The organism is Paenibacillus auburnensis (assembly GCF_927798115.1).
Classification (GTDB): domain Bacteria; phylum Bacillota; class Bacilli; order Paenibacillales; family Paenibacillaceae; genus Paenibacillus_AQ; species Paenibacillus_AQ auburnensis.
This window is the reverse complement of sequence record NZ_CAKMMG010000002.1, coordinates 431,916-447,053: the sequence shown is the minus strand read 5'-3', so window position 1 is coordinate 447,053 and position 15,138 is coordinate 431,916. Positions and strand designations below refer to the sequence as shown.

General features: G+C 50.5%; 12 protein-coding genes. All 12 read left to right on the top strand.

Translation table 11 applies throughout. The features are described from left to right. Window positions 1-32 precede the first annotated feature (32 nt). The 12 genes from alaS to L6H70_RS13730 all read left to right on the top strand — a co-directional run bounded on the left by alaS (window position 33) and on the right by L6H70_RS13730 (window position 15,137). A complete protein-coding gene (gene alaS / locus L6H70_RS13785; protein WP_236333928.1) occupies window positions 33-2,666 on the top strand; it encodes an alanine--tRNA ligase in 2,634 nt (877 codons plus the stop codon). A 349-nt stretch (window positions 2,667-3,015) separates the two neighbouring features. Beyond that, complete coding sequence (locus tag L6H70_RS13780; RefSeq protein WP_189032318.1) at window positions 3,016-3,291, top strand: IreB family regulatory phosphoprotein; 276 nt, start codon at window positions 3,016-3,018, stop codon at window positions 3,289-3,291. Further along, complete coding sequence (ruvX, locus tag L6H70_RS13775) at window positions 3,288-3,704, top strand: Holliday junction resolvase RuvX (protein ID WP_054939601.1); 417 nt, start codon at window positions 3,288-3,290, stop codon at window positions 3,702-3,704. Before L6H70_RS13780 ends, ruvX begins: the two co-directional genes overlap by 4 nt. Before the next feature lie 15 nt (window positions 3,705-3,719). Next, the gene (locus L6H70_RS13770) at window positions 3,720-4,028 is read left to right on the top strand and encodes a DUF1292 domain-containing protein (protein ID WP_038588104.1); all 309 of its coding nucleotides are present in this window, start codon (window positions 3,720-3,722) and stop codon (window positions 4,026-4,028) included. Beyond that, complete coding sequence (locus tag L6H70_RS13765; RefSeq protein WP_054939602.1) at window positions 4,021-4,329, top strand: DUF1292 domain-containing protein; 309 nt, start codon at window positions 4,021-4,023, stop codon at window positions 4,327-4,329. Before L6H70_RS13770 ends, L6H70_RS13765 begins: the two co-directional genes overlap by 8 nt. Before the next feature lie 165 nt (window positions 4,330-4,494). Continuing rightward, complete coding sequence (gene mltG, locus L6H70_RS13760; RefSeq protein ID WP_236333925.1) at window positions 4,495-5,544, top strand: endolytic transglycosylase MltG; 1,050 nt, start codon at window positions 4,495-4,497, stop codon at window positions 5,542-5,544. 57 nt (window positions 5,545-5,601) lie between these two features. Next, entirely contained in the window at window positions 5,602-6,534 is a 933-nt protein-coding gene (locus L6H70_RS13755; protein ID WP_236333924.1) for a peptidase U32 family protein, read from the top strand. A 275-nt stretch (window positions 6,535-6,809) separates the two neighbouring features. Beyond that, window positions 6,810-8,138 (top strand): peptidase U32 family protein, encoded by a 1,329-nt coding sequence (locus tag L6H70_RS13750; RefSeq protein WP_236333922.1) that lies wholly within the window; start codon window positions 6,810-6,812, stop codon window positions 8,136-8,138. A 270-nt stretch (window positions 8,139-8,408) separates the two neighbouring features. Next, complete coding sequence (locus L6H70_RS13745; RefSeq protein ID WP_236333920.1) at window positions 8,409-10,637, top strand: methyl-accepting chemotaxis protein; 2,229 nt, start codon at window positions 8,409-8,411, stop codon at window positions 10,635-10,637. 186 nt (window positions 10,638-10,823) lie between these two features. Beyond that, entirely contained in the window at window positions 10,824-12,722 is a 1,899-nt protein-coding gene (locus L6H70_RS13740; RefSeq protein WP_236333918.1) for a cache domain-containing sensor histidine kinase, read from the top strand. A 2-nt stretch (window positions 12,723-12,724) separates the two neighbouring features. Next, window positions 12,725-14,029 (top strand): ABC transporter substrate-binding protein, encoded by a 1,305-nt coding sequence (locus tag L6H70_RS13735; RefSeq protein ID WP_236334060.1) that lies wholly within the window; start codon window positions 12,725-12,727, stop codon window positions 14,027-14,029. A 43-nt stretch (window positions 14,030-14,072) separates the two neighbouring features. Beyond that, complete coding sequence (locus L6H70_RS13730) at window positions 14,073-15,137, top strand: LacI family DNA-binding transcriptional regulator (protein WP_236333916.1); 1,065 nt, start codon at window positions 14,073-14,075, stop codon at window positions 15,135-15,137. Window position 15,138: the final 1 nt, after the last annotated feature.

Here is a 15,138-nt window from a genome sequence, read left to right as displayed (position 1 = left end):
CCGCACTAATGATAAGACGGGGGCTGTACATGATGAAAGCAAGTGAAATCCGTTCCAAATGGTTGCAGTTTTTTGAGAGCAAAGGCCACAAAATTGAACCAAGCGCCTCGCTCGTTCCGCACAATGACCCATCGCTGCTATGGATCAATGCCGGGATGGCGCCGCTGAAGGCGTACTTTGACGGACGGGAGATTCCTGAGAATCCCCGCCTGACGAACTCACAGAAATGTATCCGCACCAATGATATTGAGAATGTAGGCAAGACACGCCGCCACCATACGTTCTTCGAGATGCTGGGTAACTTCTCCATCGGCGATTATTTCAAGGAAGAAGCGATTACCTGGGCTTGGGAGTTCCTGACCGGCAAGGAATGGATCGGCTTCGACGGGGACCGCATTTCCGTTACGGTGTACGCCGAGGATGAAGAAGCATTCAAGCTGTGGAATGAAAAGGTTGGCCTGCCTGCTGAGCGCATCATCAAGCTGGGCGACGAGAACTTCTGGGATATCGGTGAAGGCCCTTGCGGTCCTTGCTCGGAAATATTCTATGACCGCGGCGAAGCTTACGGCAGCGACATGAGTGATCCTGAAATGTATCCGGGCGGCGAGAATGAACGCTGGCTGGAAGTGTGGAACCTCGTGTTCTCCCAGTTCAACCATAACAAGGACGGCAGCTATACGCCGCTTCCTAATAAGAACATTGATACCGGTGCAGGCCTGGAGCGTCTGGCATCCATTCTGCAGGATGTGGATTCCAACTTCGACACCGACCTGTTCCAGCCGGTAATCCAGAAAACTGCCGGTCTGGCCGGAGTGAAATACAAAGATAATCTGGAACAGGATATCGCACTCAAGGTCATCGCCGACCATATCCGTACTGTTACCTTTGCGGTTGGTGATGGGGTACTTCCTTCTAATGAAGGCCGCGGTTATATTATCCGCCGTTTGCTCCGCCGTGCTGTCCGTTACGGCAAAACTTTGGGGCTTGACCGTCCATTCCTGCACGAGTTGACGGAAACTGTCGGCGAAGTGATGGGCGTGTACTACCCGTCCGTTGTGGAGAACCGCGAATATATCGCCAAAATCATCCGCACAGAAGAGGAACGTTTCCACGAGACGCTGTCCGACGGACTTGCCATCCTTGGTGAAATTTCGGCCAAAGCTAAAGCCGACGGCCTGAGCGTTATTGCCGGCGTAGATGCGTTCAAGCTCTATGACACCTACGGCTTTCCGTTTGACCTGACAGAAGACTTTGCTTCCGAGCAGGGACTTACTGTAGACCGCGAAGGCTTCGATGCAGCGATGCAGGAGCAGCGCGACCGGGCCAGAGCAGCCCGCCAGGACAACGCCAGCATGAAAATCCAGGGCGGCGCTCTTGCCGAACTGACGGTTAAAAGCGAATTTGTTGGATATACTGACGTGGTAACAGAGTCTAAAATACTGGCAATTGTGGTTGACGGCGCACTTGTTGATGTCGTCAGCGAAGGCGCTGAATGCCAGGTTGTGCTTGAAGCTACGCCTTTCTATGCAGAGAGCGGCGGCCAGGTCAGCGACACCGGTCTTTTGACTGGCGGTTCCGTAACTGCTAAGGTCACAGGCCTGTTCAAGGCTCCGCACGGCCAGCATGTTCACCTGGTGACTGTTGAAGCCGGAGACCTGAAGGTCGGCGATAGCGTCCGGGCAGAGGTAAGCCGTGAGCAGCGTGAAGACATTGTGAAGAACCATACCGCCACTCACCTGCTGCACAAAGCGCTTAAGGAAGTACTAGGCGGTCATGTTAATCAGGCCGGCTCTTTAGTAGAAGGTGCACGCCTGCGCTTCGACTTCTCGCATTTCGGCGCGATTACGCCGGAAGAGCTGAGCGACATTGAGCACCGGGTAAATGCGCAGATCTGGCGCGGACTGGATGTAGTTATTGAGAACAAACCGATTGACGAAGCTAAAGCAATGGGTGCTATGGCACTCTTCGGCGAGAAATACGGCAACATCGTCCGTGTAGTTCAAGTCGGCGATTATAGCCTTGAGCTGTGCGGCGGGATTCATGTTGCGAACACCTCGCAGATCGGCATCTTCAAGCTGGTCAGCGAAAGCGGCATTGGTTCCGGGGTACGCCGGATTGAGGCGGTAACCGGACGTTATGCTTACCAGTTTACAGAAAGCCAGCTGGATCTGCTGAAGCAATCGGCCGGGCTGCTCAAATCCTCACTGAACGATGTGCCGAAGCGCATTGAAGCTCTGCATGCACAGGTTCGTGAGATCTCCCGTGAGAACGAATCACTTCAGTCGAAGCTGAGCGCTACCTTTGCCGCTGAGCTGACCGGCAGCGTGAAGACGGTGGGCGGCGGAACACAGCTGCTTGCAGTTGCTGTTCAGGCAGGCAATATGGATGCCCTGCGGTCCACAGCAGATGAACTGAAAGCCAAGCTTCCGGATGCTGTACTTGTACTGGGCGCAGCGATGGATGATAAGGTTAACTTTGTAGTGTCAGTGCCGCAGGAGCTGGTTAAAAAAGGCTTCCATGCCGGCAAGCTGGTTAAAGAAGTTGCAGCAGTATGCGGCGGCGGCGGCGGCGGACGGCCGGATATGGCCCAAGCAGGAGGCAAAGACGCTTCCAAGCTGGCTGAGGCTCTCGCCAAAGCCGAGGAGCTAGTTGCTGCCCAGGCTTAATTATAGAAGGGTACTTCCTGAATGCGCAGCTAAAGCTTCAATAAAGCAGGTATGTAAAAACAGCCCAGCGGTACTGAGAGCCTCATATCAGTGCCGCTGCTTTATTGAAAATAAGACAAGCTATATGTATTTTTGCGAATATTCGTCTTGGGAGAGGTTCCGCAATAGCTCAAAAACCAAAAATATCTATATTTTTGTAGATGAAATGCCAAAAAAAGCGTTATTTTAGTGGCAGGATTTCCAAGGCGGGGCATGAATATGTTATAGTGAAGGCAGCAAGTAAGCTGTACAGCAGCAACTTTGCGAAGCCGCCCTCTGGGGGTGATTTTGCAGAAGGAAGGTGTCACAGATGGACTCCATGGACAAAACGGTTAAATTCAATGTGAAGGGTGACGAAAAGGAAGCTTCTTCCCAGGAAATTCTGCTCGCCGTATACGACGCGCTGGTGGAGAAAGAATACCATCCGATCAACCAGATCGTGGGGTATCTTCTATCCGGAGATCCGGCTTACATTCCGCGCCACAACAATGCGAGAAGTTTGGTCCGGAGAAAAGAACGTGATGAGCTGATCGAGGAACTGGTTCGTTTCTACCTGGCTAATCATCGGGTGGATCATCCGAAATGAAGAAGCTGGGTCTGGATTACGGCGACCGTAGAATCGGAGTCGCCACAAGCGATATTTTCGGGTGGACAGCCCAAGCTCTGGAAACCATTGAACGCCGCGGAAACGGCAATGAGTTCGAACGGATCCGTGAACTGGTGAAGGAGTACGAAATCGGGGAAATTGTGGTTGGTCTGCCAAAGAATATGAATGGCTCTGTAGGACCCCGCGGTGAAATCTGTATTGAGTTTGCCGATCAGTTGCGGGAGCAATTCGAAATACCCGTACACCTTTGGGATGAGCGTCTGACGACAGTATCCGCTGAGCGGGTGCTGATTGAAGGGGACGTCAGCCGGAAGAAACGCAAAGGGATTGTAGACAAAATGGCTGCAGCCCTGATTTTGCAAAATTTTTTGGATGCTAACAGTAAAAGGTGAGGGGTGCGTGCTATTATGACAAACGAGCAGATTGGCCAAGAAGAAGAACCGGAAATTATCTATATTCCCGATGAGGAAGGTAATGAAGAGGAATTCGAGGTCATCATGAAGTTTGAAGTTGACGGTTCGGATGCAAAGTATATGATGGTGGTTCCGCTCGACTCCGAGGATGAAGAGAGTGATGAGGTGTATGCGTTCCGCTATGAGGAAGACGGCGACGATTTGCAGCTCTTCATGATAGAGAACGACGAAGAGTGGGCGATTGTTGAAGAAACCTTCAATACTCTGGTAGACGAGCTGGATGGAGGAGCAGAGAATGACTGATTTTTCCGCCGAACAAGCGGTATGGACATCGAAGCTCAAGGAAGTATATGGAGAGACTGTAGAACTGGAAGACGAGCAGGGTAAATCTTCCGTTTACGATATTATTGCCGAGTTTGAGGTTGGGGACCGCGCGTATGCGGTACTGGCTGGCTCCGGAAGAGAAGCAGAGCAGGAAATTCTGCGGATCGTGGTCTCACCTAACGGTGTGCCCGAGCTGGAAAGTATCGTTGACGATGAGGAGTGGGAAGATGTCTCTGAGCTGTACGACGAGCTGACTCTCCCTGCTGACGACAAGGAATAAGTGTTTTCACAAATATGCAACATCTATGCTTGGCAAGGAAGAGGGCGGAGTTATTCCGCGCTCTTTTTGCTTGAAATAGGCAAAAATGATATTCTCCTAAAAATATATGTTGAATTTGAGACAATACAATTTTATACTTTATAGTCGGAAAGTGAGGAGTGACATTTGAAAGCCGCAATCCGCGCTGTGCTGATCGTAATCCTTTTGCTGGCCTTAGCAGGAGGGGGAGGCGCATGGTATATTTGGAATGGAATGCAGCCGGTAGAGCCTGCAGGCCCGGCAGTAACGTTTACGATAGAGAAGGGGATGGGCAGTTCGGAAATTGCTGATCTGCTCGAGGAAAACGGCATTATCCGTAATGGGCTATTATTCAAGGGATATTTGAAATGGGTCAAGGAAGGCTCAAGCTTCAAAGCAGGTACATATACTGCAAGCCCTGGAGATACCTATGACCAGCTGATTGCAAGGCTGAATGCCGGAGATGTAGTTAAGGAAGAAACAGTCGTCTTTACAATTCCTGAAGGATTCACCGCGAAGCAAGTGGCTGATAAACTGGCAGAGGCATGGAATCAGAAAGCTGAGGTCTTCCTTAAAGTCATAGATTCAGGTACAGGACTTGCTGCAGCAGACCGGCTGGGGATTCCGGTAAATGCAGAGCTTCGCCATCGGCTTGAGGGATATCTGTTCCCCGAAACGTATGAGCTCGTTAAAGATAGTACGCCCCAGGAGATTGTCGAAGCTATGCTGGAGCAGCTGGAGAAGAAGCTGGACAGTATTCCTGACTGGAAAACAAAGCTGGATAAGCGCGGTTTATCCCTGCATGAGCTGCTGACAGTCGCTTCACTAGTAGAGCGTGAGGTTGTAGTGGACGAGGAGCGTCCGCTGGTGGCCGGTGTTATTTATAACAGGCTGAACAAAGGGCAGAAGCTCGAGATTGATGCTACCGTCCAGTATCTGCTGGACAAGCAAAAAGAACGGCTGCTGAACAAGGATCTCAAGGTTGACAGTCCATATAATACGTATAAGAATGCTGGATTGCCGCCGGGGCCGATTGCCAGCCCGGGTCTTGCTTCCATTCAGGCTGCTCTTGAGCCTAAAGCATCAGAATATTACTTCTATGTGACCAAAAAAGACGGTTCCCAGGGTCATCTGTTCGGTAAGACCTATAAGGAACATTTAGCCAATATCCAAAAAAGTGAACAAAGTTCGCCGTAACCTATTAAAATAGAGTTTGATGCGGTTTCGTTTACCGCAAGTGCAGGAGGGTACAACATGATGAACAAACCGGAGCTGCTGGCCACAGCAGCATCCCTGGAAGAAGCGCGCGCGCTGCTGAATGCCGGTGCGGATGCACTGCTGATCGGCGATGACCGTTTCGGCATGCGGCTGGCCGGACATTTTTCGCTGGAGGAAACGGCAGCTGTTATAGAACTGGCCCATGGTATGGGCCGGAAAGTCTACGCCGGTCTGGGCGGACTCATGTCCAACCGGCTGCTGGATGAGCTCCCCGCCTACGTGAAAGCTATCGGTGAGCTTGGAATTGACGGGATCGAATTCGGTGATCCGGCCGTTCTGGCTGCTGTGAAGTCTGAGGCGCCGGGCATGAGGCTGCACTGGAATGCCGAGATGACCTCAACGAATTACTTTACGGCCAATTATTGGGGCCGCAAAGGCGCTTCACGGGTTGTTCTGGCCCGTGAGCTGAACATGGACGAAATCACCGAGATGGTGCCGCTGCTGGAGGTAGAAGCCCAGGTACAGGTGCATGGCATGACGAATATTTACCATTCCAAGCGCGGACTTGTTGCAAGCTATATGGCCCACCAGGGCCGCCCGGTAGAGGATGGAAACCTCGGCAAGGAACGCGGCTTATTCCTGATTGAGGCAGAGCGCCGGGATGAGAAATTCCCGATTTATGAGGACATCAATGGTACACATATTATGAGCTCCGACGATATCTGTATCCTTGAGGATCTGCATATCCTGCTTGCGGCAGGAGTGCACAGCCTGAAGATTGAAGGGCTGCTGAAACCGATTGCCTATAACGTGGCAGTCGTAAAGGCCTACCGTCATGCGGTGGATCTCTATGCAGCGGACCCGCAGGGCTATGCTTTTGACGAGGCATGGATGGATGGAATCCGTGCGCTGCAGGACCCTGAGCGTGACCTGTCGTTCGGCTTCTTCTACAAAGAGCAAGTCTATTAATAAATCTTTTAGGAAATAAAATAAGGCAATGACTCAGCCTTTAAAAATGGTTTGAAATAAACAACATTAAGGTGTAGCGGCGGAGGGGAATTTTGGAACTGTAGGAGCGAATGCGTCCGCCTTTGTCTCCGGATTTCAACCGCGAAAAGCGGTACAATTCAAGAAATCTGGATACAACAGCGGCCGAAAGTCCAAACATTCTCCGCAGCTGCGTTCAACACCAGCGTGTAAAGTTCTAAGCTTTTTAACAGCTGAGTAATGGAGGGGAGAACATAATGGGAACCATGACTAAGCCCCAATTTAAGGGCAAACGTTACCGTCTGGACAAACCGGAGCTCCTTGCTCCGGCGGGTAACCTGGAAAAATTGAAATTCGCCGTGCACTATGGTGCGGATGCAGTCTATATCGGAGGACAGAAGTATGGTCTGCGCTCCGGAGCAGATAACTTCAGCTTCGAGGAAATGCGCGAAGGCGTGGAATTCGCCAAGAAATACGGCGCTAAAGTGTTTGTTGCTACCAATATCTATGCTCACAATGAAGATATCGCCGGGATTGAAGAATACCTGCGTAACCTATACGAAGCCGGAATTGCCGCGATTATTGTGGCCGACCCGGCTATTGTCGATACTGCACGCCGGCTGGTACCTGGACTTGAGGTGCATCTCAGTACCCAGCAGTCCACCCTCAACTGGCAGGCGGTATCCTTCTGGAAAGAGGAAGGGCTGCCGCGTGTCGTTCTGGGCCGCGAGACCAGTCTGGAAGAGATTGCCGAGATTAAGCAGCATGTTGATATCGAAATTGAAAGCTTCATCCACGGGGCGATGTGCTCCTCGTATTCCGGACGTTGTGTATTATCCAACCACTTTACGGACCGCGACTCCAACCGTGGCGGCTGCTGCCAGTCCTGCCGCTGGAAATATGATCTGTTCCAGGATGACCGTCCGGAAGGTGCCTGGGTGTCCGAAGAGGAACAGGCTGAGGCTACTGCTCCGCAGCGCCTTCAGCCGGGGATAACCCAGCTGCCGCTGCATCAGCCCCAGGATAACCCGTTCTCCATGGGCTCCAAGGACTTGTGCATGCTGGAAAGCATCCCCGATCTGATTGAAGCCGGCATTGACAGCTTTAAGATCGAGGGCCGGATGAAGTCAATCCACTACGTGGCGACTGTCGTGAATGCTTACCGCAAGGCCATTGATGCATATATGGCTGATCCGGAGCATTACGAGCTTAAGCCGGAATGGCTGGAAGAATTGCAGAAAGCGGCTAACCGTCCGCTGAACACCGGATTTTTCTACGATACACCGGATCATGAGGATCATATCTATGAGCCTGAGGAAAAGGCGGCACCTTATGATTTTGCAGGACTAGTTCTGGAGTATGATGCTGAGAGCGGCATGGCGCTGATCCAGCAGCGCAACAACTTCAAGCCGGGACAGGAAGTGGAATTCTTCGGACCGGATAACACATTCTTTAAGCAGATTGTAGGGGAATTATGGGATGAGGCAGGGAACCAGCTCGATGTGGCCCGTCACCCGCTTCAGCGCGTGCGCATGAAGGTCGATCACCCTGTAGCTTATTTTGATATGATGCGGAAAAGAAAGTAACAGAACAGTACATTACAATGAAATGGAAAGGGATGCACCCTATTGGGTGTGTCCCTTTTGTTATTTTATACAAAAAAAGGAAAATAACTAAAATATATAAAGATTCTCAGGTAATTTCTTAAGAACTCTAAGCAAATAGTCGGAGAAAACCGATATAGATTACATATAGCGAACGCTTACATACGACTTCTATTCTAACTGGCAGGTGATGATATGGGGGCTCCCGCGCAGGAGAACAGAGATAAAAAGCAGAAGGGGAGAAGGGTAAAAGTGAGAAAGAATAGCAAGAAACCGGTGGATAAACAACAAGTAGAACCAAGCCGTGCAGATGTGGACCAGACAACAGGCAAAGGCATAGGCAAAGGTAAACTCCAAAGTATAGGCAAGATAAAGGATATGGGCTTCAAAGGAGTGCTGAATAGTTCAGTAAGCCAGGTCAAGAAAGTCGATCCGATTAAGTCCGTAGGAGTCAAGCTGTTTCTGATTTTCCTGTCTTCCATTGTAGCTGTCGTGCTGCTCCTGGGCCTATTGTCTTACAACAAAGCTAAAAACACCATTAAAGACAATGTCTCGGAAGCGAACCGGCAGACGATTATCCAGACCTCGGATAAGCTGGATATTACGCTCAAACAGTATGAGAATATGGCGCTTCAGCTGTATTTTGATACACAAATGCAAAGTGACCTGTCGGATCTGCTATCCGCCAACTCCAATTATGATAAATTCGTTGCTACGGATTCGATCAGTAAGAAGCTGTCCAGTCAGACGACTACGGATTCCAATATTGTGGCGATCTCCCTGATTCCGCAATCGGCAGATGAGGCTGTCATCACGAGCGGAAACTCCGGTCTCAAGATGGACGGGATCAGAGATCAGGAGTGGTTCAAAAAGGTTACGGCCAGCAATACAGAGTACAAGTCCTATTATTCGGATGAAACTGCAGCACCGCAGAACTATTGGTTCTCAACATCTGTTGAAGGTGACGGCGGCAAAAATGTCGCTATGGTAAGATCGCTTAAGACTATGGGCTCGGCTACAGGTTATGTTATCATGCTTGAGCTCAAAAACACCTTATTGGAAGAGGCCTTCAAAAGCGTATCGCTTGGAGACGGCTCGCGGGTTCAGCTCGTTGATCCAAACGGTACTGTTATCGCATCCTCGGTTCCTGCTGAAGATGGTGTGGCTTCAGAATTCGGCTTTATCAAGGACAGCAAGAACAAGAACAACAGCCAGGAAGCTAAGGATTCCAACGGCAAAGATGTGCTGGCTGTATTCAGTACATTAACCAAGGCTGACTGGAAGCTGACAGGTGTTGTCCCAACAGGAGAACTCGTGAAAGCTGCTAAGCCGATTCTGTTTACTACTTATATGGCTGCTCTTGCATCCGCTCTGCTCGCGGTGTTACTCGGCTTCTGGATGGTTCAGATGATCGCCAAGCCGGTGGCCCGTCTGAAGGATCTGATGGTGCAAGGTGCAAAAGGCGATTTGAGCGTACGTACAGAGTTTAATTCAAAAGATGAAATTGGCCAGCTGTCCGCTTCGTTCAATATGATGATGGAACGGATTACCGAGCTGGTTGCACAAACGACAGATACCGCCCGTGAAGTCCTGGAGACTGCCGGCGAGCTGGGCGATGCCTCCCGTAAAACGGCTGTATCTGCCAAGGAGATTGCCGCAGCTACCGAAGAGATTGCCGGCGGTGCAGGAAGTTTGGCACTGGAAGCTGAGCGCGGCAATGAATTGACCGACCTGATCGGTACTCAGATGCAAAACGTTATTGCTGCCAATGCCGAGATGGATGAAGCGGCACGCGGTGTCGGTGAAGCCAGCGGACTCGGAGCGAAACAGATGGAAGACCTGCTCAAACAGACAGGCCGCACCGGAGAAATGACCTCCGCATTAGTGGATCGCGTCAACAACCTGAAAGATACGGTTTACTCGGTTATGAAGGTTCTTGATGTTATGAAAAATATTACGCAGCAGACCAATATTCTGTCACTGAATGCAACTATTGAAGCAGCAAGAGCGGGCGAAGCAGGCCGCGGCTTTATGGTCGTCGCGGATGAAGTCCGGCAGCTGGCAGACCAGTCCAAACAGTCGATTGCGCTGGTAGCAGGAATTATTGATAAGATCGTTACAGAAATGAATGAAACGGTGAACGTTCTGTCTGAAGTGGCACCGCTGTTCAAACAACAGATGACTTCCGTAAAAAGCACCAGTGATATCTTTGTTTCTGTACAGGCCCAAATGGAGGATTTCATTGCCAGTCTGGAGTCTGTAACAGGCGCCATTGGCAGTCTCAGCCATTCACAGGGTGTATTGTCTGATGCGATGGGCAATGTAAGTGCAGTCGCTCAGCAATCTTCTGCGACTTCTGAAGAAGTGGCTTCACTCAGCAACGAGCAGCAGAACGTGAGTGATCAGCTCGTATCTCTGTCCGGCAAGCTGGAGATTGCTTCGAACCAGTTGAAAGACAAGCTGGCGATGTTCACAATCTAATTATCTAGCAGTTAGGTGTAGTTTGTAGACTCAGGCCGCTTCTTCCCCCGGGAAGAAGCGGCCTGTTAATTATAGGTATGGACTTTTTCTTGTGAAACTTGGAGCTAACAAGTATAATTATTTTGTTAGGTAAATGTTATGGTGGTGTGAAAAGTTAGGTAAAGCTGATTGAAGGAGTAGGACCGGATGAAAGTTAAGTATAAGCACAACTGGTGGTCCTTTATTGGGGACATGGGCATGGAACGAAAGCTGCTCCTTGTCTTCCTGGTTATTATTACACTGCCGCTATCGGTTATCAGTGTTATCAGCTTCAAGAGCTATACCCAATCGATCCAAGGTAACACTGTTGCTTATTCGGAGAAGCTAATCGATCAAATGATGGATGGGGTCGACGACTACATAGAAGACATGAAGCGGATCTCTTCAATGCCTGCGTATGTAAACGATATCAAACAGAATCTGATCCGCTCTAACCGCTATTATGCACAGAAGAAGCTGACTGAAGGTGATACAGACAACAGCATTGTTGCACCAGGTGATTTTGATCTGCTTCTATCCATCCAGAGAGGGATCGAAGGCAATATCTCCTTCATCAACAATATTAAACGGGGGACAAACTCTGTCTATATTTTTGATGCCTATGGCAATGGATACTATTCAGCTAAGGATGGCGGTGTGCGGCTTGATCTGGATCAGAGCTACAAATTCTGGAGCCAGCAGGTGAAGGACTCGAACGGTGAGGCGCTGCTGTTCGGCACTCAGGCCTATACCACCAATCTGCAGAGTACCCGCTATGCTTATACGGTAGTCCGCAAAATTGTCGACGGTCTCTGGAACCCGATTGGACTGATTGCTGTAGAAGCCAATGTCAGCAACTTGGAGTTCCAGGTGGCGGAGCTGGACGAGGTGACTCATGGCAAGTCCCTGATCGTGGATGAGGCGGGCAAGGTCATTTATGACAGTGACCAGAAGTTGTTAACAATGGATATATCCCATACTTCACTGTTCCGCAGTGCCAAGGGAGCCGCTGGAAGCTTTTATGATACGGTGTCGGGTAAGGAACGGCTGAACATTTATTCGAGTTCCTCCAAGACAAACTGGAAGGTAATTATCTCCATTCCGGTTGATGAATTGACCCGGGATGTGAAGCTGACCCGCAACGCAACCTTGGTGGCGACACTGATTATTATCGTACTCGCATTGATTATTTCTATTATTCTGTCCTTTGCCCTGACCAAACCGCTGACACAAATGATTCAGCTGATGAAAAAGGTGCAGAACGGTGATCTGGATGTCAACTTCCGCGTGAAACGCCGGGATGAAATAGGCCTGCTCGGTCATCAGTTCAACCGTATGCTCGCGCGCATCCGCCAGCTGATCCAGGATATTTACCGGATAGAGGAGCAGAAGAAGGAAGCGGAGCTGCATGCGCTGCAGAGCCAGATCAATCCGCATTTCATTTACAACACACTGGAGTCTATCCGGATGACAGCGGAAATCAACGATGATGTAGAAGCAGCTGATATGATCTCGATTCTGGGTAAGCTGCTGCGCTACAGTACCAGCGATTTGTCCGGCCATACGACAATGAAGCAGGAGCTGATGTATGTCCGCAATTATGTTGAACTCTTAGGCTGCCGCTATCCGGGACGGTTCGTGCTGCAGATTGATGTCCCCGCGGAGCTGGACGACTACTCGATTATCAAGCTGGTGTTCCAGCCGATTATCGAGAATGCAGCTTATCACGGGCTGGATGACAGTAAGGAACATATGCATCTTAGTATCAGCTGTGAGATTACGGAGCATAAGCTGCAGTTCCATATCCGCGACGACGGCTGCGGGATGGACCGGGCTACCCTGGACAAGCTGAATGATAATCTGAAGCGTGAGACACCTCCGAAGAAAAGCATCAACGGAGGCATCGGGATGAAGAATGTGCATCAGCGGGTTCAGCTGAACTATGGGGCGGCATATGGCATAGAGGTGTTCAGTGAACCCGGAGAGGGTACAGATGTAATTCTGTCCCTGCCGCTTCCGGGACCGCAAGCCAGCAAGCCAGAGACAGAAAGGAGCAATCTGCTTTGAAAATGACAAAAGCATACTGGACACTGCAAATGATGCTTTTGCTCGTGTTTCTGCTCCTGCTGTCTGCGGGCTGTGAGAACCGGAGCAGTAAGCAGGAGCCTTCGGCAACACCGGCTTCGGATAATGAACAGAGTAGTCTGTCGGGTAATATCCTTATGCTGACCAACCGGATCGATCTTATTGAGAACGGCACGATGCAGGGATATGCGGACCAGTTTATAAAGAAGTATCCGCAGGCCCGTGTTGAATTCGAGGGCTTATCCAATTATGCCACCGACATTCTGGTGCGTCTCTCTACCAAGGATGCCGGGGATGTGCTGCTGCTGCCGGTCAATCTGCCTGCGAAGGAACTGAGTTATTTTTTTGAGCCGCTGAGTGCAGAAATGTCTGCCCATGAGCGGTTCACTACCTTCGCTACCTATGGCGGTAAAAGATATGGCTTATCTACAGGGACAACCACCAGCGGGATCGTTTACAATAAGAAGGCGTTTGAACAAGCGGGGATCACAGAGATCCCGCAGACGCTGGATGATTTCTACGCCATCTGCGCCAAGCTGAAGCAGGCGGGCATTATACCGCTGTATATGAATTATGGTGCGGTCTGGCCGCTGCGGGAATGGGGCAACAATATGGTCAACTATATGACCGGCAATCCCGATTATATGAATAACATGGTTCATGAGAACAGTCCCTGGCAGCTGGATAATGAGTGGGGGCAGTCGGTGGGGATCGCCAGAGCCCTGATTGCCAGAGGCTACGTGGAGGATGAACTGTTCTCCAACAGCTGGGAGATCTCTAAAACCAAGCTGGCTAAAGGTGAGGCGGGCATGTACCTGAGCGGCAACTGGACAATCACCCAGATTCTGGACGCCGGGGCTGCTCCGGAGGATATCGGTTTTTTCCCGTTTCCTTATGATAATGGTGCCTCGCATTATGCGCCACTTAATCCTGACTGGTTCATTGGAGTCAGCAAATTCAGCAAAAACAAAGAATTATCGATGGCCTGGGTGAGTTTCCTGGTTAAAGAAACCTCCTATACCTCAGAGGGATTCCTTCCGGCAGATGAACATGCAGAGCCTTCGATGGAACAGTATCGTGAATTCCTTTCCTATCATCCGCAGCTGGTAGAAGCCACTGTGCAGACGGACGCTTTTATAGATATGGCCAACCGCTCGAAACTGTCATTTGCCTCAGGAGACTATATCCAGGAGCTGATTGCCGCACCTGATTTACAGAAGGCTTTTGATGAGTTAAATGAGAAATGGTTAGAAGCCAGGGGAGGGCAGCAGCCCTCTTCGCAGCCTTAACCGGCAGGACACTTAATCTAAGAACACATTGGAGGTTATACATATGGCTAAAAAAGTTACGATGCAGAAAATAGCCGATCATCTGGGCGTATCCAAGTTTGTCGTTTCCAAGTCTCTCTCCGGCAAGGGCGGTGTCAACGAAACAACGAGAGAGCGGGTAATCCAGGCCGCTTCGCAGCTGGGCTATTTCACCCAAAAAAATGCATACATGCAAAATATGAAGCGTTCCTCCCAGGGAGCAGGTGGGGACCGGAACAAGCAATCGGTACTGGTACTGATGCCCAATATCCGCTCACAGACGCAGGACTCCTTGTATTGGGGGAAAATTGTTGACGGGATTGCGCTTGCCCTTGATCAGGAAGGCCTTGGCATGGTTATTGTCTCTGAACACCGTGCCGATAATTTCGTGAATATCCTCAATCCGAACGGTCTGCTAGGCCTGGTCGGCGTGGGCCAGATCTCTACCTCACTGCTGCTGGAGGTGCACCGGATCGGCCTGCCGATGGTGCTGATTGACCATGAAGACCCGTTAATTCCGAGCGATACGGTGTTTGCGAACAATATTGATTCGATGGCCCGGCTAAGCAATCATCTGCTGGGAATAGGCCATACTCAGCAGCATTTAATCGCTCCGATCCGTTATTCGCGCAGCTTCAGGGACCGCTGGATCGGCTTCCGCAGCGCGCTTGAAGAGAATGGGATGAAGCCTCCCGCCGGTGATGACGAGATGCTAATGCTGGAAGATATGGATTCTGTAGTATTTCATGAAGAATTCAAACAGTGGCTGCTCAAACGGAAAAAAGCCAAAAACTTGCCGACCGCGCTGCTCTGTGGGAATGATTTTACCGCCCTTACGGTTTGTGAGGTGCTGAGGGAAGAGGGCCTGAATGTGCCAGCTGATGTCTCCGTGACGGGTTTTGACAATATTGAAGATGCAACCAGGTGTGTACCACCGCTTACAACTGTACATGTCCCCAAAGAAGCAATGGGCCGGGCCGCAGTAGAGAAGCTGCTGAACCGTATCCATAACCCTTCTGCACCGCTGGAAAAAATCCTGATCGCAGCCGATATTGTCCACCGGGATTCCGTGGCCGGACCGCGGAGCTGAT

Bases quoted from the DNA above. Each gene is read 5' to 3' on its own strand.
- alaS (WP_236333928.1), top strand. From the start codon at position 33: ATGAAAGCAAGTGAAATCCGTTCCAAATGGTTGCAGTTTTTTGAGAGC.
- L6H70_RS13780 (WP_189032318.1), top strand. From the start codon at position 3,016: ATGGACTCCATGGACAAAACGGTTAAATTCAATGTGAAGGGTGACGAA.
- ruvX (WP_054939601.1), top strand. From the start codon at position 3,288: ATGAAGAAGCTGGGTCTGGATTACGGCGACCGTAGAATCGGAGTCGCC.
- L6H70_RS13770 (WP_038588104.1), top strand. From the start codon at position 3,720: ATGACAAACGAGCAGATTGGCCAAGAAGAAGAACCGGAAATTATCTAT.
- L6H70_RS13765 (WP_054939602.1), top strand. From the start codon at position 4,021: ATGACTGATTTTTCCGCCGAACAAGCGGTATGGACATCGAAGCTCAAG.
- L6H70_RS13755 (WP_236333924.1), top strand. From the start codon at position 5,602: ATGATGAACAAACCGGAGCTGCTGGCCACAGCAGCATCCCTGGAAGAA.
- L6H70_RS13750 (WP_236333922.1), top strand. From the start codon at position 6,810: ATGGGAACCATGACTAAGCCCCAATTTAAGGGCAAACGTTACCGTCTG.
- L6H70_RS13740 (WP_236333918.1), top strand. From the start codon at position 10,824: ATGAAAGTTAAGTATAAGCACAACTGGTGGTCCTTTATTGGGGACATG.
- L6H70_RS13735 (WP_236334060.1), top strand. From the start codon at position 12,725: ATGACAAAAGCATACTGGACACTGCAAATGATGCTTTTGCTCGTGTTT.
- L6H70_RS13730 (WP_236333916.1), top strand. From the start codon at position 14,073: ATGGCTAAAAAAGTTACGATGCAGAAAATAGCCGATCATCTGGGCGTA.